This is a genomic window from Atopobiaceae bacterium (assembly GCA_022483015.1).
In the GTDB taxonomy this organism is placed as follows: Bacteria; Actinomycetota; Coriobacteriia; order Coriobacteriales; family Atopobiaceae; genus JALCUE01.
On sequence record JAKVOB010000001.1, the window covers coordinates 1,350,326 to 1,370,821 of the forward strand.

At 65.6% G+C, this 20,496-nt stretch carries 19 protein-coding genes; 16 read left to right on the top strand and 3 right to left on the bottom strand.

From position 1 onward, the window contains the following. Positions 1 to 48: 48 nt before the first annotated feature. From tyrS to lgt, 9 genes are all read left to right on the top strand, one after another. Complete coding sequence (gene tyrS, locus LKE50_05710) at positions 49 to 1,260, top strand: tyrosine--tRNA ligase (protein MCH3968103.1); 1,212 nt, start codon at positions 49 to 51, stop codon at positions 1,258 to 1,260. A gap of 38 nt (positions 1,261 to 1,298) precedes the next feature. Continuing rightward, positions 1,299 to 3,782, top strand: coding sequence for a U32 family peptidase (locus tag LKE50_05715; GenBank protein MCH3968104.1), 2,484 nt, complete (start codon positions 1,299 to 1,301; stop codon positions 3,780 to 3,782). A 92-nt stretch (positions 3,783 to 3,874) separates the two neighbouring features. Continuing rightward, the gene (locus LKE50_05720) at positions 3,875 to 5,284 is read left to right on the top strand and encodes a hypothetical protein (GenBank protein MCH3968105.1); all 1,410 of its coding nucleotides are present in this window, start codon (positions 3,875 to 3,877) and stop codon (positions 5,282 to 5,284) included. Between the two features lie 93 nt (positions 5,285 to 5,377). Next, positions 5,378 to 6,811, top strand: coding sequence for a hypothetical protein (locus LKE50_05725; protein MCH3968106.1), 1,434 nt, complete (start codon positions 5,378 to 5,380; stop codon positions 6,809 to 6,811). Between the two features lie 17 nt (positions 6,812 to 6,828). After that, entirely contained in the window at positions 6,829 to 7,629 is an 801-nt protein-coding gene (locus LKE50_05730; protein MCH3968107.1) for a hypothetical protein, read from the top strand. 2,109 nt (positions 7,630 to 9,738) lie between these two features. Then, the gene (locus tag LKE50_05735; GenBank protein ID MCH3968108.1) at positions 9,739 to 10,335 is read left to right on the top strand and encodes a transglutaminase-like domain-containing protein; all 597 of its coding nucleotides are present in this window, start codon (positions 9,739 to 9,741) and stop codon (positions 10,333 to 10,335) included. A 220-nt stretch (positions 10,336 to 10,555) separates the two neighbouring features. After that, positions 10,556 to 10,837, top strand: coding sequence for a NifU family protein (locus LKE50_05740; GenBank protein MCH3968109.1), 282 nt, complete (start codon positions 10,556 to 10,558; stop codon positions 10,835 to 10,837). Between the two features lie 27 nt (positions 10,838 to 10,864). Continuing rightward, entirely contained in the window at positions 10,865 to 11,422 is a 558-nt protein-coding gene (gene dcd / locus LKE50_05745) for a dCTP deaminase (GenBank protein ID MCH3968110.1), read from the top strand. 6 nt (positions 11,423 to 11,428) lie between these two features. After that, positions 11,429 to 12,256, top strand: a complete 828-nt coding sequence (gene lgt / locus LKE50_05750) for a prolipoprotein diacylglyceryl transferase (protein MCH3968111.1) — start codon at positions 11,429 to 11,431, stop codon at positions 12,254 to 12,256. Between the two features lie 199 nt (positions 12,257 to 12,455). Here lgt and LKE50_05755 read toward each other — a convergent pair whose 3' ends face one another. The 3 genes from LKE50_05755 to LKE50_05765 are packed head-to-tail and all read right to left on the bottom strand — an operon-like array spanning position 12,456 to position 14,427. Further along, positions 12,456 to 12,911: a hypothetical protein gene (locus tag LKE50_05755; GenBank protein ID MCH3968112.1), complete on the bottom strand. Its 456-nt coding sequence runs from the start codon at positions 12,909 to 12,911 to the stop codon at positions 12,456 to 12,458. Positions 12,912 to 12,970: 59 nt separating this feature from the next. Next, positions 12,971 to 13,234, bottom strand: a complete 264-nt coding sequence (locus LKE50_05760; protein ID MCH3968113.1) for a hypothetical protein — start codon at positions 13,232 to 13,234, stop codon at positions 12,971 to 12,973. Continuing rightward, positions 13,201 to 14,427 (bottom strand): cation:proton antiporter, encoded by a 1,227-nt coding sequence (locus LKE50_05765; GenBank protein ID MCH3968114.1) that lies wholly within the window; start codon positions 14,425 to 14,427, stop codon positions 13,201 to 13,203. The genes LKE50_05760 and LKE50_05765 overlap by 34 nt, the downstream gene beginning before the upstream one ends. 126 nt (positions 14,428 to 14,553) lie before the next feature. Here LKE50_05765 and LKE50_05770 point away from each other — a divergent pair, with 126 nt between their 5' ends. From LKE50_05770 to LKE50_05800, 7 genes are all read left to right on the top strand, one after another. After that, positions 14,554 to 15,498, top strand: a complete 945-nt coding sequence (locus LKE50_05770) for a glycosyltransferase family 2 protein (protein ID MCH3968115.1) — start codon at positions 14,554 to 14,556, stop codon at positions 15,496 to 15,498. Between the two features lie 123 nt (positions 15,499 to 15,621). After that, on the top strand, positions 15,622 to 16,386 hold the full coding sequence (locus LKE50_05775; GenBank protein MCH3968116.1) for a YebC/PmpR family DNA-binding transcriptional regulator: 765 nt from the start codon (positions 15,622 to 15,624) through the stop codon (positions 16,384 to 16,386). A 125-nt stretch (positions 16,387 to 16,511) separates the two neighbouring features. Next, positions 16,512 to 17,246 carry an alkaline shock response membrane anchor protein AmaP gene (amaP, locus tag LKE50_05780; GenBank protein MCH3968117.1) on the top strand — a complete coding sequence of 245 codons (735 nt, stop codon included), beginning with the start codon at positions 16,512 to 16,514 and terminating at the stop codon, positions 17,244 to 17,246. 2 nt (positions 17,247 to 17,248) lie between these two features. Continuing rightward, on the top strand, positions 17,249 to 17,686 hold the full coding sequence (locus tag LKE50_05785; GenBank protein ID MCH3968118.1) for a DUF2273 domain-containing protein: 438 nt from the start codon (positions 17,249 to 17,251) through the stop codon (positions 17,684 to 17,686). A gap of 24 nt (positions 17,687 to 17,710) precedes the next feature. Further along, positions 17,711 to 18,319, top strand: a complete 609-nt coding sequence (locus LKE50_05790; protein MCH3968119.1) for an Asp23/Gls24 family envelope stress response protein — start codon at positions 17,711 to 17,713, stop codon at positions 18,317 to 18,319. 9 nt (positions 18,320 to 18,328) lie between these two features. Further along, the gene (locus tag LKE50_05795; GenBank protein ID MCH3968120.1) at positions 18,329 to 19,675 is read left to right on the top strand and encodes a MurT ligase domain-containing protein; all 1,347 of its coding nucleotides are present in this window, start codon (positions 18,329 to 18,331) and stop codon (positions 19,673 to 19,675) included. Continuing rightward, positions 19,672 to 20,409, top strand: coding sequence for a glutamine amidotransferase (locus LKE50_05800; protein ID MCH3968121.1), 738 nt, complete (start codon positions 19,672 to 19,674; stop codon positions 20,407 to 20,409). Before LKE50_05795 ends, LKE50_05800 begins: the two co-directional genes overlap by 4 nt. The last annotated feature ends 87 nt before the right edge of the window (positions 20,410 to 20,496 follow it).

Genomic DNA, 20,496 nt, shown 5'->3' on the forward strand with positions numbered 1-20,496 from the left:
TTGCGCTACCCTGTGAACATACCAACGACTCCCTAGGGGGACAGATTCTTGCTTTCCGTCGATGAACAGATGCGAGTCATCAGCTCGGGCGCTGCCCAGATCATTCCCGAGGCCGAGCTCAGGAAGAAGCTCGCCAAGGGCACCCCGCTCACCATCAAGCTGGGGGTCGACCCCACGAGCCCTGACCTCCACCTGGGACATGCCGTGCCCCTGCGCAAGATGCGCCAGTTCCAGGACCTGGGGCACCAGGTCTGTCTCATCATCGGCAACGGGACGGCGCTCATCGGTGACCCGTCCGGTAAGAACACGACGCGTCCGCAACTCACGCAGGAGCAGGTCGAGGCCAACGCCGCCACCTATGTGAGCCAGGCCATGAAGATCCTCGACCCCGAGAAGACCCGGATCGTGCACAACGGTGACTGGATCCTCTCGCTCGACCTCAAGGGCCTGCTCGAGCTCTGCAGCAAGTTCACGGTGGCCCGCATCCTCGAGCGTGACGACTTCACGAAGCGCTACCAGAGCCAGACCCCCATCGCCCTGCACGAGTTCCTCTATCCCGTGATGCAGGCCTACGACTCCGTCATGGTGCATGCCGACGTCGAGATGGGTGGTACCGACCAACTCTTCAACCTGCTCGCAGGCCGTGAGCTCATGGGCAAGATGGACATGGAGCCCCAGGTGGCGCTCACCATGCCCCTGCTCGAGGGCACGGACGGCACGCGCAAGATGTCCAAGAGCTACGGGAACTACGTGGGTCTCACCGACGAGCCGTCAGACATGTTCGGCAAGCTCATGTCCATCCCGGACGCGATGATCGGCAAGTACTACCGGCTCGCCTCGACGCTCCCCGTCGAGGAGGTCGACCGGATCGATGCGGCCCTGGCCGACGGTTCCGCCGATCCCTACGAGCTCAAGCACGCTCTCGCTCGCAACATCTGCGACCTCTATCACGGCGAGGGCACCGGTGCCGAGGCCGAGGAGGCCTTCATGCGCCAGTTCAAGGAGCATGAGACCCCCGACGACATCCCCGAGTTCGCCGCGGACCTCACGGCTGGCGATGACGGCACCGTCTACCTGGCAAAGCTCCTGTCCGAGGCTGGGCTCGCCAAGTCGGCGGGCGAGGGCAGGCGGCTCATCGACGGCGGCGGAGTGAAGGTCAACGGCGAGAAGGTCGCTCCCAAGGCCTACAACGTCGACCCTGCGGGTCTCGACGGTGCCACCATCCAGGTAGGCAAGCGCAAGTTCGTCAGGCTCGTGTAGGGATGCCCTGTCCGTCTGACGCGGAGCCCGGCACCATGATGCCCGAGCTCCTGGCTCCTGCAGGAGGCCCTGGGCCGTTCATGGCCGCGCTTGCGGCCGGGGCGGACGCCATCTACTGCGGCCTCGGCAATGACCTCAACGCACGCAGGGGGGCCCATAACTTCGACGACGAGTCCTTCTCGGCGGCCTGTCGCGCAGCCCATCTCGCGGGCGCCCGGGTCTATGTGACGGTGAACGTGGTCGTGCGCGGCGATGAGCTCGAGGCGGCGCTCGCACTCGTGAGGAGGGCGGCCACGCTCGGCGCCGATGCGTTCATCATCCAGGACTGGGGTCTGCTCGCGGCTGTCCGTGCGACATGGTCCGAGCTCGAGTGCCACGTGTCCACGCAAGCAAACGTACATGACGCTCGTGGCGTCGCCTGGTGCCGTGACACCTTCGGCGTCCGACGCGTCACCCTCTCGAGGGAGCTCTCGCTGAAGGAGGTCGGGACGATCTCACGCGAGGGGGTCGAGCTCGAGGTCTTTGGCCATGGCGCCCTCTGCTACTGCTACTCCGGCGTATGCCTGCTCTCGAGCATGGCGGGGGGACGTTCGGCGAACCGGGGCCTCTGCGCGCAGCCATGCCGCCTCCCCTACGACCTGGTCGACGAGCGCGGCGAGGTCGTGGCCGCTCCCGGACGTACGCGCCCCCTCTGTCCCAAGGATGCCTGCACCATCGATGACCTCGCGGACATGGCCGCCTCGGGCGTGGGGTCGCTCAAGGTCGAAGGGCGCATGAAGGCCCCTGACTACGTCTACTCCGTCATATCGACCTATCGGGCGACGCTCGACGAGCTGGCATGCGGCCGCGTGCCGTCAGCCGTCGAGAGGGACGAGCGGGCCCGTACCCTCAAGCGGTCGTTCAACCGCGACTTCACCGATGCATACCTGCATGGTCGCTCTGGTGACGAGCTCATGAGCTATGCCCGGTCGAACAACCGCGGCCAGCTCGTGGGCGAGGTGCTCGAGTCGGGCGTGGTCCCTCGTGGGTTCGTACGGCCCAAGGACCGCCAGGCGCGCCCCGACGCCACTGCGCGCATCAGGCTCTCCCAACCAGTGGGGGAGGGCGACCTGCTCGAGCTCCGCGAGGATGCCGACCCCGATGCCTTCCTCACCTGCAAGGCACCCAAGGATGCTGCCGCTGGCGAGGTCCTGCAGGTCATCGTGGCCCGCCCGATGCCCAGGGGGTGCCCCGTCCGCGCGATCAGGAGCGCGGGGGCGCTGGCCGCTGCCGATGCCGCCCTCAAGCAGGAGGTCCCGCGCAGGCGTCCGGTGCGGGTGCGCATCGTCGCGCGCCTGGGACAGCCGTTCGGCGTCGAGGTCACGGCCCTTCCCGGGCGTCGCGATGCCGGTCCTGTGACGTCATCGGCCGAGGGCCTCGTGGTCGAGGCGGCACGCACGAGAGCGGTCACCCGTGAGGACCTGGTGGAACATGTGGGGCGCATGGGCTCGACCCCCTTCGAGGCGGTCGGCTTCGAGGTCGAGATGGACGAGGGCTGCGGCATGTCCTTCTCGGCCGTGCACAAGGTGCGTGCCCAGGCATGTGACGCGCTCGAGGAGGCGCTGCTCGCGCCGTACGAGGCTCGAGCGAAGGCCCTTGCCGCCGTGCCGGAGGCCCTTGGCGGTGTGGTCGTCTCGGTCGAGGGGGGCCGTCCGACCGGTGCGACTGCGGGCCCGGACACCTTCGATGCCGTGGAGGTGTGTGCGCTCGTGACGACGCCCGCCGCGGTCGAGGCCACGGCCTCTGCTGGTGCCACGCGCATCTACGTGCCCGTTGACGAGCTTGCCGAAGGCGTCTGGCCTGATGGCTGCATCCCCCTGCTCGACGAGGTCTGCCGCGAGCCCGACCACGCACGTCTCGACCGCTGGGTACGTCCTGGCCTGGCCTGTGCCGCCGGCAACGTGAGCGAGCTCTCCCTTGCGCACGAACGGGGTGCGCTCTGCGAGGTACGTGGCTGCATACCCGTGCACAATGCGGTCTGCCTCGCGACCCTTGAAGGCGCCGGCGCGACGGGCGTCTGGCTCTCTCCTGAGCTCACCCTGGCAGAGATCGCGTGCCTCGCGCCGCATGCCGCCGTCCCGGTCGGTCTGGTGGTCTCGGGTCGCCCACGCGTCATGACGAGCGAGCACTGCGTGTTCCAGGCCGCCGATGCCTGCATTCATGACTGCGCCCACTGTGCCCTGCGCTCGCGGCGTCTGTCGCTCCGTGGGCGTGACGGTCGCCTGCTGCCGGTGCGAGGCGACCTCGAGGGCCGCTCTCGCATCTACGACGCCTACCCGCTTGACGTGACGCCCCAGGTGGGCGAGCTCGTCTCGGCGGGGGTCTCGCGCCTTGCGGTCGATGCGACGCTCCTCGACGAGCGTGAGGCGGCCTCGGCCGTGGAGCGGCTGGTGCGCGCGCTTGCGGCCGCGAGGCAGGGAAGGCACCCGGCCCCGCGCGCCCAGGGAGCCACCTCGGGGCACCTCTTCATGGGCATCGGGTGAGACGCCCCTTCTTGACGGCTCCGTTCCCTCGTGCTGGCAAAGGGTATCATGTGGCAGGCGAAGATGGTATTCAGTCTGTTATGAGGTAGCTCATGGTCTTCAGCTCCCTGTCGTTCCTCTGCGTGTTCCTGCCTATGACGTTTCTCGCCTATCTCGCCATGCCGGGGATGCGCTCCAAGAACGCCCTGCTCATCATCGCGAGCATCGTGTTCTACGCCTATGGCGAGCCGGTCTATGTCCTGCTGCTCGTGGCGAGCACTGTCGTGAACTATGCGTTCGGCATGGTCATCGGCCCCGTCGGCGTGGGCAGACATCGGAAGGCCCTTCTCGTCATGGCGGTGGTCGCGAACCTCGGGGCGCTCGCGGTGTTCAAGTACGCGGGCATGCTCGTGGAGACGTTCGATGCGCTCACGGGGCTCTCTGTCCCGGACCCCTCCATCGCCCTCCCGCTCGGCATCTCCTTCTACACGTTCCAGGCCCTCTCGTATGTGATCGACGTCTATCGTGGCGACGTGGAGCCCCAGCGCTCCTACCCCCATGTCCTGCTCTATGTGGCCTTCTTCCCGCAGCTCGTTGCCGGCCCTATCGTCAAGTACCATGACATCGAGCAGCAGATCTCCTTGCGCTCGCTTGACGTGGACGAGGTGGCGCGTGGGTTCAGGCGCTTCTGCGTCGGCCTGGGCAAGAAGGTGCTCATAGCAAATGCCATGGGATCGGTCGCCGACGCGCTCTTCTCCCAGTCGCCGGATGCCCTGAACGCCCCGGCGGCCTGGCTCGCGGCGGTCGCCTACCTCATGCAGATCTACTTCGACTTCTCGGCGTACTCCGACATGGCCATCGGCCTCGGCCACATGTTCGGGTTCACCTTCAAGGAGAACTTCGACTACCCATACGTCTCGTGCTCGATAAAGGAGTTCTGGCGTCGCTGGCATATCAGCCTTTCCACCTGGTTCAAGGAATATCTCTACATCCCCCTTGGCGGCAACAGGAAAGGGAGGCTGCGCACGGGCCTCAACAAGGTCGTCGTCTTCTTCCTCTGTGGCCTCTGGCATGGCGCAAGCTGGACCTTCGTGGTGTGGGGTCTCATACACGGAGGCTTCTCCCTGCTCGAGGAGGTCCTTCCGTCCCGACGCCTCCCGAGGGCGCTCGGCCATGTGTACGTGCTTCTCGTCGTCACGCTCGCCTTCGTCGTGTTCCGTTGCGACACGCTCTCGCAGGCTGGTGCCGTCATCGTCCAGATGTTCACGGCGTGGGACCTCACGAGCTCGTCGATGGTCATCCTCATGGACAAGCTCACCCCGCTCTTCATCTGCACCTTCGTCGTCGCCATGCTGGCCTGCACCCCACTCAGGGGTCGCATCTCGTCCTGGCTCTCGACCCGCCCCAGGCTGGCTCCCCGGGCACGTTTCCTCTCGTATGTCGGCGCGTTGCTCCTGCTGGGCCTCTGCCTCGTGAGCCTTTCGAGTGGAACGTATAATCCATTCATCTATTTCAGGTTCTAGGGGTGATGCGGGGTGCATGAGAGGAACAGGTCGACGATAGGTTCCACCCGGCCCGAGGCGGGTGCTTCGAGGCGCCGTCGTATCGGGCCATGCATGTTCGTCGCGGCTGGGATCCTGATCCTTGCCATACCGTTCGTATGCATGTCCTTCGCGATGACGACGACCTCCGCCGAGAAGAAGGACCTTGCCGCCTGGCCTTCTCTCACCTCCGACGATGGCTCTCCTAACCTCGAGTACCTCTCCGAGGCAGGGGACTGGTTCGATGACCACTTCGCATTCAGGAACGAGCTCGTCGACCTCGATGCGACCATCAAGAAGACGCTCTTCGGCACGTCAGCGACGGACAACGTGGTCGTCGGGGACGGCGGCTGGCTCTATTATGCGGGCACGCTCAAGGACTATCAGTGCACGCATCTCATGACAGACCATGGCATCAGGAACGCGGCCCACAACCTGTCCCTGGCCCAAGAGTATGTCGAGTCGCAGGGCTCGAGCCTCATCGTGGTCGTGCCTCCCGACAAGAGCACCCTCTACCCACAGAACATGCCCTACTACGAGGTCGCCGGGGAGGGGCAGTCCAACCTCGACCGCCTCGTGCCTGCCCTGTCGGCGGAGGGCGTGAGCTACGTCGACCTCTCGTCGGCGCTCTCGGCAGCGGGTGGGACGCTCTACTTCGAGCGCGACTCGCACTGGACGAATGCCGGCGCCCTCGTTGCCTACAACGCCATCCTCGATGCTGCCGGGACGTCCCATGAGACCTATGCGAACGCGGCAAAGGGCACGGACGACACCCATGTCGGAGACATAGATGAGATGCTGACGCCGCTTTCGGCGACGGCGGAGTCGCAACCCTCCTGGGAGGCGGCGAGCGACTGGAGTTACACCAACGATGCCTCTGACGTCACGGACGGGTTCATCACCACGTCCTCGGACGTGAGGGGCGCCAACGGCAGGCTACTCATGTTCCGTGATTCCTTCGGCAACGCATTGCTTCCGTTCATGGCGGCGAACTACGCCGACGCCACCTTCAGCAAGCGGGTTCCCTATGACATCGCAGGCGGCATGGAGGACGAGCCTGACCTTGTGGTCATCGAGCGCACGGAACGTCATCTCTCCTCGTTCGCTTCGGATCCTGCATATGTTCCGGCACCTGAGCGCCAGGGCCTGTCGGTCCTGCGGACGGTCTGCTCGGAGACGACGTTGGACGTCTCGCAGAACGGTCCGTACTACGTCCTGCAGGGTACCTATGACGATGCATGCGAGGCCTACGGCGAGAACGTGTATCTCCGCCTGACGTCCCCCGATGGTACCTCGAGGACCTATGAGGCATATCGCGTCTCGACCGGAGACGAGACCGCCGGGGATGCCGATTCGGCCTCGAGTGCCACGGGGGCGGAGGAGAAGACCGACGATGGGTATAGGGCATACCTTTCAAGTGATGTGCTAGAATCAACAGAGAATCTGAAAGTTGATGTACTCATCGGTTCAGGAACATCTCTGACCTGCATCTATGATGTCACGCTCTAGTCTGGGGAGTAGCGAATATGCATACTGTCGCAAGGAACGTCCTCGCTGTGGGAATCTCGGGATGCATGGTCCTCGGAGGGGCTGCCTTCCTTGGAGGGTGCTCATCCACAACGGGCGCCTCAACCGAGCAGGCGGCAACGACCGTAGAGGACACACGTCCCTGCATAGGCACGGAGGCCGATGGGTCCCTCGACGTCATCATCACGAATGGCCTCGGTGCGGATGTCACGGCGTTGAGCGTGAAGGCTTCGACTGACGAGGCCTATCCGGTCTCGATGATCGCATCTGGGGTCTCGTATGCGGCAGGGGAGGAGGACCATCTCTACTATGCCCCTGCCTCCACTGACACGTCAGTCACCTACGATCTATCCCTCACGCTGGCGGATGGCACGGTCGACACCTTCGAGGCCGTGCCGCTTGCGCAGGTGGCCTCGATGACGTTCCTCACGGATGCCGACACCGGCGTCGCCTATGTCGACTATGAGGCCACTGACGGCACGTCTGCCTCGACCAAGGATGCTGCGGTGGCAAAGAAGCAGGCCGCGGACGCGGCGGCTGCCCAAGCGCAGGCCGACGCGGAGGCACAGGCTGCGGCTGAGTCCCAGGCTGCGGCTGACGCCCAGGCCGAGGCCGATGCGGAGGCCGAGCAGGCGGCACAGGCTGCGAAGTCCAAGTCCTCCTCGGGGTCGAGCTCGTCAAGCTCCTCGGGCTCAAAGTCTACTGGCTCCAGTTCCTCGGGGTCGAGCTCATCTGGATCATCAAGCAGCGCCCCTTCGCAGTCCGAGGACCAGTGCGCTCCAGATGTGGTTCTCAAATAGCTGGTAGGACGCGAATGAGAGCTAACGGATAGAGATAATGGGCAAGATGGGGGAACAATGAAGAACGTCGTATCGAATTCCTGGTCGAGGAGGGGTGTCGGGCTCTCGCTTCTCATGGCAGCCGCTCTGGTCCTGGCCCCGGTCTCGGCATATGCCACGACCGAGAAGGACGAGCCAGCAGCCCTTGCGTCGACCCAGAGCACGTCTGCCGTCTTGACGCAGGCTACGGTCACAACCGGTACGTCGGATGTGGCCACCACACCCGACACGGCAACCACCCCGACCACGCCGGACGCCACCACGCCCGACACCCCGACCACGCCGGACGCCACCACGCCCGACACCGCGACCACGCCGGACGCCACCACACCTGACGAGGCGACGACGCCTGACGCCGATGCCACCACGCCGACCACCCCCGACAAGGCGACGACCCCTGACGCCACCACGGCCGACAAGGCCACCACGTCGGAGAAGGCCACTACCCCCGACAAGGCCACCACCCAGGCGACCACCACCGAGGCCACCACCGTCACCACGCAGGCGTACAGGGACCAGTGGGTCCAGGAGGGCTCGCGCTGGTACTACTACGACGCCTCCGGCTCCCGTGCCTCCGGCTGGGTCGTCAACTCCACCTTCAAGACCTACGGCCTCCAGCGCTACTGGCTCGACACCACGACCAAGGCCCTCGCGTCCTCCGAGCTGGTCAAGGCCTCCGAGGCCGGGTACTGGGCCTACGCCACCAGGTACGGCTACGTCGTGCGCGGCCGCTACACGGAGGGCGGCGTCACCTACCTGGCAGACAACGACGGCAGGCTCGAGTCGCCCGGCTGGCACGTGAGCTCCGCCTACGGCCAGGGCCTCCAGCGCTACTACGTGGACTCGACCAAGCACGGCTGCACCGACGGCTACTCGGCCGACGGCTACGCCCACTACACCACCTCCGCCGGCTACGTCCTGCGCGGCCACCTCACCTCGGGCACCGTCACCTACCTGGCGGACAACGACGGCCGCCTGGCGACCTCCGAGGGCTGGCACGTGAGCTCCGCCTACGGCCAGGGCCTCCAGCGCTACTACGTGACCGCCGCCAAGCACGGCTGCGTCACCGGCTACTCCACGGCAGGCTGGGCCCACTACACCACCCCCGCGGGCTACGTCCTGCGCGGTGCCGCGACCTGCGCCGACGGCGCGAGGCGCATCGCCGACAACGACGGCCGCGTCCAGGCCTCCGGCTGGCTCGTGACGTCCGCCTTCGGCCAGGGGCTCCAGCGCTACTGGCTCTCCGGCGGCTCCGTGGCCGCCTCCAGGCTCGTCTCGCCCTCCGAGGGCGCGGGGTACTGGGCCTACGCCACCTCCGCCGGCTACGTCCTGCGCGGCCACCTCACCTCCGGCACCGTCACCTACCTGGCCGACAACGACGGCCGCCTGGCGACCTCCGAGGGCTGGCACGTGAGCTCCGCCTACGGCCAGGGCCTCCAGCGCTACTACGTGACCGCCGCCAAGCACGGCTGCGTCACCGGCTACTCCGCGGCAGGCTGGGCCCACTACACGACCTCCGCGGGCTACGTCCTGCGCGGCCACCTCACCTCGGGCACCGTCACCTACCTGGCCGACAACGACGGCCGCCTGGCGACCTCCGAGGGCTGGCACGTGAGCTCCGCCTACGGCCAGGGCCTCCAGCGCTACTACGTGACCGCCGCCAAGCACGGCTGCGTCACCGGCTACTCCGCGGCAGGCTGGGCCCACTACACCACCCCCGCGGGATACGTGGCCCGCGGCGCGTACGACACGGGCGCCGGCAGGGTCTACGTCGCGAACAACGACGGGCGCCTCGCCTGGGGCACGCGCACCGGCTGGGTCGTTCAGAACTACGGCTCCGGCCTCCAGCGCTACTACGTGAGCGCCTCCGACCACGGCGCGTGCTCCGGCTTCTTCTCGGTGGCCGGCTACGGCCGCTGCTTCGGCGTCGGCGGCGCAGGCTACGTCATGCGCGGCAAGATGGGCTGGGGCTCCACCGTGCTCCTGGCCGACAACGAGGGCAAGCTGGCGACCCAGTCGGGCTGGCTCGTGACCGGCGCCTACGACGGGGGCACGCCGCAGCGCTACTACATGGTCAACGCCTGGAGCGACTACAAGGGCGCAAGGACCGGCTGGTTCACCGTGAGCGGCTCGAACTTCTACGGTACCGGCTCGGGCTATGTACTTCGTAACTCGAGGTTCATCCGTGACGGGTACGTCACCGTTGCTGACAACGATGGCAAGGTGGCTCGTGCGACCTTGTCGGGTAATGACGACCTCGACAGGAAGCTTGCAAACATCATCGCCAACTCGACCGGCTTCAGCCTCTGGAACTGCTATTCATACGTCAGGGACTCATTCTCCTACACGGTCGAGAATGAGTATCCAGGCGGCTCTTGGCAGAGCTGGTCGATTCCCTATGCCATCGAGATGATCAACAACAGGTCAGGAAACTGCTATCGGTGGGCCTCTGTCATGTGCTGGCTTGCTAGGGCCTGCGGCTACGATGCCCACGCCGTCTCCGGCCAGGTCCTTGGTAGTAGCGGTTGGGCCGCTCATGGGTGGACTGAGATAAATGAGGGCGGTTCGTCCTATCTCTACGATCCGGAGATGGCGCATTTTCATCCCGGCTACAGTTTCTACAGGACCACTCTTGATGGGGCGCCACTCTACTATCGGCACATCTAGCCGTTCGTGGTCGTCAGGTCTTTGGCATGACATGCGAGGGCTGCCTTCGGGCGGCCCTCGCATGGGGTTCTTTCGTAGCAATCCCAAGCCGCTCGGATGACGGATGACGTCCTAGTCGGTTCACAGGTAACGATCAGGGGGTGACAAGGCTCCCATATTGGGTACCATGTGACCCGAGAAGAACTCGGCGCTCGTATGCGCCCTACCGAAAGGACGTTCCATGCCAGACGAGACCAACACCCCTGATGAGGTCGTTTCAGATGCGCCCGTCAAGGTCGACGAGCACCTGCTCGCGCGTGTGATCGATGCGGTCCGCCCGAGCCTTCAGGCTGATGGTGGCGATGTCACGCTCGTGGGCGTGGACGAGCAGGGTGTCGTCTCCGTTGAGCTCTCGGGTGCCTGCGCAGGGTGCCCTATGAGCCAGATGACCCTCTCGATGGGCATCGAGCGTGTGCTCAAGGAGCATGTGCCGGGCGTCACGCGCGTGCAGGCCTTGGCATAGGCTCGAGGAATCGAGGGGGTAGGTCACATGGTTCTCTCAGACCACGACATCAAGGCGGAGATCGCCTTGGGTCGTCTTGTCATAGACCCATACGATGAGACTAACGTCCAGCCTGCGTCGGTCGACGTCAGGCTCGGGGGAAACTTCCGTATCTTCCGGGGTGCCGCCACTGCTTACATCGACCCGCTCGACATGCAGCCGAACCTGACGGAGGCCATCGACGTGGAGCAGGGCGGTACCTTCATGCTCCAGCCGGGCCAGTTCGCCCTCGGTACCACGTTGGAGCGCATCGTCATCCCCGATGACATCCTCGGCAAGCTCGAAGGCAAGTCGACGCTGGGACGCCTCGGCCTCATGATTCATTCCACCGCCGGCTATGTCGACCCCGGCTGGGACGGCGAGCTCACCCTCGAGCTCTCCAACGTCGCCACCCTTCCCATCATGCTGCACCCTGGCATGCGCATCGGGCAGATGTCCTTCGAGCGTATGACCTCGCCGGTCGACCACCCCTATGGTTCGAAGGAGCTGGGGAGCCACTATCAGGGCCAGCGCGGTGCCACCGCCTCCAGGGCCCTGTCCGAGTAGCGGCGTATGACCCTCAACGACATCTATCAGTCCTTGGACCCCGTGGCCTTCACCGTGGGTCCTCTCTCGGTGCGTTGGTACGGCATCGGATACCTCCTGGGCTTCGTGGTGGGCGGGCTCCTCATCTGGCGCATCTCACGGCGCTGGAAGCTCGACATCACGCCTGACGACATTCTCTCCATCGTCATCGGCCTTGCCTTCGGCGTCATCATCGGCGCGCGGCTCGGCTACGTGCTCTTCTATGGCGACGGCTACTACCTGGCGCATCCTCTCGAGGTGTTCGCCACCTATGACGGAGGGATGAGCTTCCATGGGGGGCTCGTCGGAGCCGTCGTCGGTGGTTCGATCGCCTGCCGTTCCCTGCACATCTCCATCCCGACGGTCTGCGACCTCGGGGTCATCGCGGCGTGTCCGGGGATCTTCTTCGTGCGGTGCGCCAACTTCGTGAACGGCGAGCTCTGGGGAAAGCCTTGCAACCTTCCCTGGGCCGTCTGCTTCGAGTCGGGAGGCGGCATCCCGCGTCACCCCTCGCAACTCTATGAGGCACTTCTCGAGGGTGTCGTCATGTTCGTCGTGCTCTATGCGCTCTCGCGTAAGGCGCCTCCGCGCCCCCAGGGTACCTTCTTCGGTACGTTCATCCTGCTCTACGGGGTGTTCCGCATACTCATCGAGTTCGTGCGCGTCCCTGATGCGCAGCTCGGCTACCTTTGGGGTCCCATCACCATGGGACAGGTGCTGAGCCTGCCGCTCGTGGTGATAGGTGCCGTCGTCCTGGTGTGGGCGCAGAGGACCAAGCGACCCCAGATAGGTCACGTCGCTGCGAAGGCTGCCTAGCGTCCTTCGGTGGGGTGTGCCGGATATGCTCGCCCAGTCCCTTCGACGGGCGGTCTCGTGTTGATGTGCGGCTGCCTGCCAAAAGGGGGACCCGCAGGCAGCCCTCATCAGGCGCTGCGGGTCCCACTTTTGGCAGGTCATGTCCCTCGGGCCTCGAGGCCATGATGCGCGGGCCTGGCCCATGTGTCGGCTATCGACCCTATTCCTCGTCGAACGAGAGGAACGGTACCTCCTCGGCCTCGATGGGCTCGTCACCGCACGCGTCGCCGTCAAGATCCTCGTCCGTGTCTGCCTCGACGTCCTCGGAGTCGTCGTCGTCATCGCCATAGACGCCGAACGCCTCTGCCACGTCACGCCCGGGTGCCGTGGGAAGCGCGGAGAGGATCGAGCAGAGGCCATCCTCGGACGGGACGATCTTCTGCCACTGCACGAGGAGCGCCTTGGTGGGCGCGGCCTCGAGCTCGACCAGGGAGTCGAGGTAGACCTCGCCGGCGCCATCGAGGAGGTCCGAGTTCGCGCGGAGCTCGCGCATCATCCGTGCGAAGGCATCCATGGCGTCCTCGGGGGAGGGGGCCTCGACCACGGCCGGCATGAGGCAGTAGTTCTCGGCATCGTCCTTGTCGTCGTTGTAGCTGAAGTTACCGAGGTACAGCATGTGTTGCCTCCTGTCGACAGGCGGCATCCCGTGACGCCGCCACTTGTAGGCAATCTACCCTACTTCGCGTGGTCCTGCCCGCCCCGCTCGGCGTCTGGCGTCTGGGACGTCCCGCTTGCCTTGTCGGCGCGCGTGGCAATGCGATGTGCCATGGCGCGGCGTGCCGATGCGTGGGCGAGGAAGTCGGTTGACGAGAGGGACGTCCCGCCCTGGTCGGCCTCGTCGCGCAGCCTATGGAAGACCTCGCTGGTGGTATGGGCCGAGTGGACATGGTCGTGGAGGATGGTCGTCATGTGCGAGGGCTCGTGGGTGATCTGCTCCATCGCCTCGACAGGATGGGCCGATGACACCACGCGGAAGAGCGATGTGACCACGGAACCACCAGCACCGTGCAGGCGCCGGCCATGACAAGGACGGACGCCATGTCATCGCTCATGGCGCCCGACTCGGTGGCGACGCTCGTGATGGCGACGATGAGGGGCAGGGCCATGGAACAGTAGATCGAGCACGAGAGGCGCTCAGCGACGGTGAGGCCCCTCGTCTCGGGGCAGAGCCTGAGCGATATGCCCACCGGTAGGGCCCTTACCAGCAGGAGCAGCCCCATGAACCCTACGAGTAGCAGCGGGTTGGCAAAGGCCGCCGTGAGGTCGACGGACGCACCAGAGACGAAGAAGAAGACGGGAACCAGGAAGCCGTAGGCTATGGCGTCGAGCTTGGTCTCAAGGACGTGGTCTCCCTCGGGCGCGGCATGTCGGAGGATGAAGCCGGCTGCGAAGGCACCGAGCACCACGTCAAGGTCGAACAGCGCCGAGATCGCGACGAGGGTCACGAGCAAGGCTACCGTGACGCGCACCGTCGCCTGCGAGACCGTCTCGGCGTTGTCGCGCAGGAACGCCAGGACCTTCGATCCGGTCCTTCTCGCCCGGTCGGGCATCTTCGCGATGCGAAGGCAGATGAGCAGGAAGGCCCCGAGGATGACCGCGGTGAGCCACCACGACCGTGAGGAGAGCAGGAAGGCCATGGCGATGACGGGAAGCAGCTCGCCTATGGCCCCGTAGACGGTGACGGCCTCGCCTACGGGGGTGCCGGTGAGGGCGCGGTCGCGCATGATGGGCGCAAGGGTGCCGTAGGCCGTGGTGGTCATCGCGATGGCGAAGGCGAGCGTGCCGACGTCCGTGAGGCCCGAGAGGGGCAGGAAGGGCGTGATGAGGAGTGCGGCTGCGAGCGAGACTGCCCAAGCCAGGCAGGCGTGCCTGCCCATGGGCCCGGTGAGCTGCTGCGGGTCGAGCTCGTAGCCTGCCATGAGGAAGAGGAAGGCCATGCCGAGCTGGGAGAGCATCTGGATCGACGGGGCGTCCGTGCTCACGATGCCGACGCCCATGGGCCCGAGGATGGCCCCGGCAAACACCAGGAACACGACCTCGGGAACGGGTCGTCCGGGGATGAGGCTCGCCAGATAGGGACATGCGAGGCAGACGAGCAGGATGAGTGCAAGGTCGAGAAGCTGCGCGGCCATGGTCGGAAGCCTTCCTCGGGGGTGCGGGCATGCTGTGTGATGATACCCATGCCAAGGGCAAACGTTGACGCTGCTGGTACCATAGGCCAAGTTGTGACCACGCGTCCGAGGAGTCCCATGCAAGCCGTGAGCCAAGAGCACATAGCCGTCCTGATACCCTGCTACAACGAGGCGCTCACGGTGGGCAAGGTCGTTGATGACTTCCGCGCCGAGCTGCCGGAGGCCGACATCTACGTCTACGACAACAACTCGTCGGATGACACCGCCTCCATCGCACGCGAGCATGGGGCCATCGTGCGCTCCGAGCCCCGCCAAGGCAAGGGCAACGTGGTGCGTCAGATGTTCCGTGACATCGATGCCGACTACTACGTCATGGTCGACGGGGACGACACCTATCCGGCCGACGAGGTGACGAACCTCCTGCAACCGCTCGAGGACGGAACGGCCGATACCGTGGTGGGCGACCGCCTCTCGAACGGCACCTATGGCAAAGAGAACGACCGCGCGTTCCACGGCTTCGGCAACAACCTCGTACGATGGCTCATCGGCGTGCTCTATGGCATGGAGCTCACCGATGTGATGACGGGCTACCGTGCGTTCAACAAGGTGTTCGTGAAGACGCTCCCCGTTCTCTCGCCGGCCTTCGAGATCGAGACGGAGCTCTCCATCCATGCCATCGACAAGCGCTGGCGCATCGCCCAGGTGCCCATCGACTACCGGGACCGTCCCGAGGGGTCGGTCTCCAAGCTCAACACCTTCTCGGATGGCCTCAAGGTCCTCGGCATGATCGCGACGCTCTTCAAGGACTACAAGCCGCTCGGCTTCTTCAGCCTGCTCGCGGCCATCTTCCTGGTCATTGGACTCATTGTGGGCATCCCTGTCGTCGTGGAGTTCAACGTGACCCATCTCGTGCCGCGACTTCCCACCGCCATCGTGGCCGTGGCACTCGTGGGGCTCGCGTGCCTGCTCTTCATGTGCGGGCTCATCCTCGACACCGTGGTCAAGGGCCACAGGCGTGAGTGGGAGCTCGAGGTCACGGCAGAGTACGAGCGTGAGCATGCCCGGCGGTAATCACCCTTTCACTTTGGCGTGAATTCGCGTATCGTATTGAGGGTTTCGCGATGCTGACGCATCGTGATCGTAGACTCGTCGTGCGGGGCAGGGCGCCTCACACGCAGCAGTGAGGAGACATGCATGTCCGGACACTCCAAGTGGGCAACCACCAAGCACAAGAAGGCAGCCATCGACGCCAAGCGTTCGTCGCTGTTCTCCAAGCTCTCGCGTAACATCACCGTCGCGGCCCGCGTCGGCGGGGACCCGCTCCCCGAGAACAATGCCGCGCTCTCTGCCGCGGTCGCGCGTGCCCGCATGGTCTCCATGCCGAACGCCAAGATCAAGGCTGCCATCGACAAGGCCTTCGGTGCCGGTGCTGACGCAGCCGTCTACGAGACCTTCTCGTATGAGGGCTATGGCCCGGCAGGCGTGGCCATCTACGTCGACTGCCTGTCCGACAACCGTAACCGCACGGCGGCCGATGTCCGTTCCGCCTTCACGCATGCCAACGGCAACCTCGGCACGTCCGGCTCGGTGGCCTTCCAGTTCGAGCGCAAGGGCTCGGTCGCCGTCGAGAAGGAGAAGTGTCCCGACGAGGACGAGTTCATGATGGCCGTGGCCGAGGCCGGCGGCGAGGACTACGAGGACGCCGGCGACGACTGGTGCGTCTGGTGCGACATGACCGCCATGAACGACGTCGTCGCAGGTCTCGAGAAGCAGGGTATCGAGGTCAAGGGCTCCGAGCTCACGATGGTGCCCACCACCCCTACCGATGTCACGCCGTCGGACGCCAAGAAGGTGCAGCGCCTCATCGACCGTCTCGAGGAGCTCGAGGACGTCCAGAACGTCTATAGCACCATGAACATGACCGACGAGGTCGTCGCCGCCCTCGAGGAGGACGAGTAGACCCTGACCTCATGGTCCTACCCGCTCGCTTGGCAGGACTCATGACCGGCGCAAGGGGTATCCTCTAACCAGTCGAAGATGTGCCCGGGGCTTCGGCTCCGGGCACTTTGCAAGAGGGGGTCATCGTGGGAGGATTCAAGCGCTTTCTGCTCGTCGTCTTCGCGCTTGCGGGAGGCATCGCCTTGGCTGCGCTGCTGTTGCCTTGGCTGGGCCCGTGGACGCGTCAGGCCACGGCGCTCCTGGCCATCGACTGGTATGACTACGTCATAGAGGTCTGTTGCCTCATCCTCGGCATAGGGCTCGTGGTCTCGCTGCTCAGAGGCATCTTCTCGCGCAGGGCCGACTCCATCGTGGTCACGTCCGTGGATGGGGGAGAGGTCACGGTCTCACGTGATGCCATCGCCTCGCAGGCGGTCCACATCATCGAGGAGGACGGCAGCTGCCTGGCCGACGACGTCCGCGTGAGCGCCAAGCGTTCGGGCAAGGTCCGTGTCAGTGTTCGCGTGCTTCCCCATCAGACGGTCGACGTCACCACCAAGGGCCCTCAGCTCCATCAGGCCCTCATGGAGGGACTTGCCGCCCTCTGCGCCGACAAGCTCAAGAGCGTCGACCTCGAGTTCATAGAGCCACAGACGCCGACCGACCCCCACGAGGACCAGTCGGACATGGTCGCGGCACCCGCAGACGAGGACCACGAGCCCATGGCCGATTACGTCGAGGAGCCCCAGCAGGAGCCTTCCCCCTCGGCATCCTCCAAGCTCGACCTCGACCGACTCGAGTCCTTCGCGGCTGGCGGCGCACCATCACCTGATGACTCCGGGGACATCACCGTCCCACTCCGTGACGAGAGGAGCGAGTAGACATGGCACAGGACTCTTCCAAGAAGGCGGCCGGCTCGCAAGGACGTTCGCCCAAGGCGACCGTCGACACCGAGGCGAAGGCCGCGTCCCAGGCTCAGGACGCGAAGGCGCGCAAGGATGCCGACGCTGGCAGCCAGCAGCAGGGAGCCTCATCTCGCGACCAGGGCAAGGCCGCTCGTGAGACGATGGAGCGGACCGGTCATGCGGTCACCTCGTGGTTCGAGGAGATGTTCCCCGGCCATGGCAACGCGGTGCTCTTCGCCCTCATCGGCCTGTTGGCGGCCATCCTGCTGTTCGCCATCGGGTTCTGGCAGACCCTGCTCGTGGTCATCCTCGTGGTGGCCGGGGTCGCGTTCGGCCAGTACCTCGACGGTGACCCGACGATCATCAACTGGTTCAAGGGACTCGCTGACGGCGGGACCAAGTCCAACCGCAAGTAGCCTGTGACCATTCGAGGAGTGCATATGAGCGATACCAAGAAGACCGATACCAAGCAGACTGACCTGCCGGATGATGACGCTGCCAAGAAGTCTGCCACCCCTTCGGACGAAGCTGATGCCGAGGAGCTGACGGATGCTGAGGGCCACGGCATCGTGAGCTACGACGACGATGACGACCTCGAGGGAGAGGACTCCCTCACCTTCTCGAACGGTGTGATCGAGAAGATCGTGGCGCTCGCCGTCCGTGACGTGCCCGGTGTCCTCGGCATGCGCGGCAGCTTCTTCAATCGCGTGCAGGAGACCTTCGGTGCCTCCAACCCAGCCAAGGGCGTGAGCGTCGAGGTCATGCCGGACAACTCGGTCAAGGTCAACATCTCCGTGCTCATCGAGTACGGCACCTATGCGCCGCAGGTGTTCGAGGACGTGAAGCGCGCCGTGGTCAAGCAGGTCGCCGGCATGACGGGGCTCGAGGTCAAAGGTGTGAACCTTCGCATCGAGGACGTGCTCACGGCTGACGAGTTCAAGGGCGCCGAGCGCGCGGAGCGCGAGGAGGTCGCGGCGGCTGCTGCCGCTGCCGCGGGGGACTCGTCTGCGGATGCCGACGAGGGCAAGACCGCAGAAGCAGCCGAGTAGGCACCTCGCATGGGCCTGAGGACGCAGCTCGCGACCGGATCGGGGCGCCTTGTGCGTTGGGGCCTGCGCTCGGTGGCGCATAGGGCCGGCTCGCAGCTTCCCGGACGCTTGGCCGTCTCGCTCGATCCCCACGTCATCGGTGAGCTCTCCTCTGGCATCCTGCAGGGGTCTGTCGTGGTGTGCGGCACCAATGGCAAGACCACGACCAACAACGTCCTTGCGGCGGCCATGGAGGCCTCCGGGCGGAGCGTCGCCTGCAACCGTGACGGGGCCAACATGGTCCCGGGAGTGGCGGGGGCCCTCCTCGACGGTGCCGTCGACATGGCCGCCATCGAGGCCGACGAGCTCTCCACCATCCATATCCTCCCTGAGCTCAAGCCTCGTTACCTGGTGCTCCTGAACCTCTTCCGCGACCAGCTCGACCGGGCCGGGGAGATCGACCACGTGCAGGACACCATCGTGGCGGCCTTGGCTGCGAGTCCGCAGACGGTTCTGGTGACCTGCGGCGACGACCCGCTCTGCATGGGCGTGGCCTATCGGGCCGCCGAGGCGGGAACCAAGGTCATCGCCTTCGGCATAGCCGAGGACCTGCATCTGCCTGCAGACCGTGTGCCTGAGGCTCGCTTCTGCCAGAGGTGCGGGGCTGAGCTCACCTACGAGTACCGACAGTATGCGCAGCTCGGTGCGTTCTCGTGCCCGGCGTGCGACTTCGCACGTCCCCGGCTCGACTATGCGGCGACGGAGGTCACCGTTGGCCGCGAGGGGGTCGCCTTCGACGTGTCAGGTCCCGGCCTCCCGGCTCCCCTGCGCGTCACGGCGGACTTCGGTGGCGTCTACATGGTCTACAACCTGCTCGCGGCCCTTGTCGCAGCGCATCTCATGGGGGTGGCCCCGGACGCGTTCCAACGTGCCCTCGACGGTTACCACCCTGCCAACGGCCGTCTGCAGCGGTTCCGTGTCGATGGTCGCGAGGTTGTGCTCAACCTTGCCAAGAACCCGACGGGCTTCAACCAGAACATCTCGCTGCTCCTGGCAGACGATCGTCCCAAGGCGGCGTTCTTCGTGGTCAACGACCACGACAACGACGGCAACGACATCTCGTGGATCTGGGACGTCGACTTCGAGCGGTTCGCCGCGGAGCCTGACCTCATGGTGATCGCCGGCGGCATCCGGGCCAACGACGTGCAGGTCCGCATGAAGTATGCGGGCATCACGGCCCCTCTCGCCGGCTCGGTGGCCGATGCGCTCGCCATGGTGGCGGACCTGCCTCGCGACCGCCCGCTCTATGTGCTCACCAACTACTCCGCGCTCTGGTCCGCCAAGGCCGAGCTCGAGCGAATGGGGGAGCGCCTATGAGCGCACGCACGGTCCGCATCGCGCATCTCTACCCGGAGCTCCTGAACCTCTACGGCGACGGCGGCAACATCCTCGTGCTCAAGAGCCGTCTCGCCTGGCGAGGCCTCGGCTGCGAGGTCCACGAGGTGGCCATCGACGACACGCCGAGCTTCACGGACGTCGACCTCGTCTTCATCGGCGGTGGCTCCGACCGCGAGCAACGCATCGTCTGCGAGCACCTGCTGCGCCAGCGCTCCGAGCTCGCGGCCTTCGTCGAGGACGGCGGCGTGCTCGCGGCCGTCTGCGGCGGCTACCAGCTCCTGGGCGAGTCCTACCTCATGGGGGACGAGAAGATCGCTGGTCTGGGCCTCGTCGACCTCTATACCGACCGGGGCGACCCCCGCCTCATCGGCAACGTCTGCGTGGAGAGCCGCATCTCGCCGCAGCCTATCGTAGGCTTCGAGAACCACGGGGGACGGACGCACCTGGGCCCAGGTGTGGAGCCCCTGGGCCGCGTGCTCTCCGGCTTCGGCAACGATGGCGTGTCTGGCGAGGAGGGGTGCCTCTACAAGAACGTCGTGGGCACCTATGTTCATGGGCCGCTCCTGCCCAAGAACCCCGGGGTAGCTGACTACCTGCTCTCGCATGCGCTCGAACGGCGCTATGGCACGGGCTCGCTCGAGCCGCTCGACGATGCCGCGGAGCTTGCGGCCAATGACTACATGCGCGAGCGCCTGCTCGGCCCCCGGGCCTGACCGAAGCCCCTTCGGTCAGTGCTACCTTTCAGGGAGCGCCGCTACACTGAGTGGACCCGTCGTCCATCAGGAGAGGCATGGCATGCC

Coding starts and splice junctions, on each gene's coding strand:
- LKE50_05775 (MCH3968116.1), top strand. CDS start 15,622: ATGTCCGGACACTCCAAGTGGGCAACCACCAAGCACAAGAAGGCAGCC.
- LKE50_05715 (MCH3968104.1), top strand. CDS start 1,299: ATGCCCGAGCTCCTGGCTCCTGCAGGAGGCCCTGGGCCGTTCATGGCC.
- LKE50_05740 (MCH3968109.1), top strand. CDS start 10,556: ATGCCAGACGAGACCAACACCCCTGATGAGGTCGTTTCAGATGCGCCC.
- LKE50_05720 (MCH3968105.1), top strand. CDS start 3,875: ATGGTCTTCAGCTCCCTGTCGTTCCTCTGCGTGTTCCTGCCTATGACG.
- LKE50_05785 (MCH3968118.1), top strand. CDS start 17,249: ATGGCACAGGACTCTTCCAAGAAGGCGGCCGGCTCGCAAGGACGTTCG.
- lgt (MCH3968111.1), top strand. CDS start 11,429: ATGACCCTCAACGACATCTATCAGTCCTTGGACCCCGTGGCCTTCACC.
- LKE50_05755 (MCH3968112.1), bottom strand. CDS start 12,911: ATGCTGTACCTCGGTAACTTCAGCTACAACGACGACAAGGACGATGCC.
- LKE50_05765 (MCH3968114.1), bottom strand. CDS start 14,427: ATGGCCGCGCAGCTTCTCGACCTTGCACTCATCCTGCTCGTCTGCCTC.
- LKE50_05790 (MCH3968119.1), top strand. CDS start 17,711: ATGAGCGATACCAAGAAGACCGATACCAAGCAGACTGACCTGCCGGAT.
- LKE50_05735 (MCH3968108.1), top strand. CDS start 9,739: ATGGTCAACGCCTGGAGCGACTACAAGGGCGCAAGGACCGGCTGGTTC.
- LKE50_05725 (MCH3968106.1), top strand. CDS start 5,378: ATGTTCGTCGCGGCTGGGATCCTGATCCTTGCCATACCGTTCGTATGC.
- LKE50_05800 (MCH3968121.1), top strand. CDS start 19,672: ATGAGCGCACGCACGGTCCGCATCGCGCATCTCTACCCGGAGCTCCTG.
- LKE50_05730 (MCH3968107.1), top strand. CDS start 6,829: ATGCATACTGTCGCAAGGAACGTCCTCGCTGTGGGAATCTCGGGATGC.
- LKE50_05795 (MCH3968120.1), top strand. CDS start 18,329: ATGGGCCTGAGGACGCAGCTCGCGACCGGATCGGGGCGCCTTGTGCGT.
- LKE50_05760 (MCH3968113.1), bottom strand. CDS start 13,234: ATGGAGCAGATCACCCACGAGCCCTCGCACATGACGACCATCCTCCAC.
- dcd (MCH3968110.1), top strand. CDS start 10,865: ATGGTTCTCTCAGACCACGACATCAAGGCGGAGATCGCCTTGGGTCGT.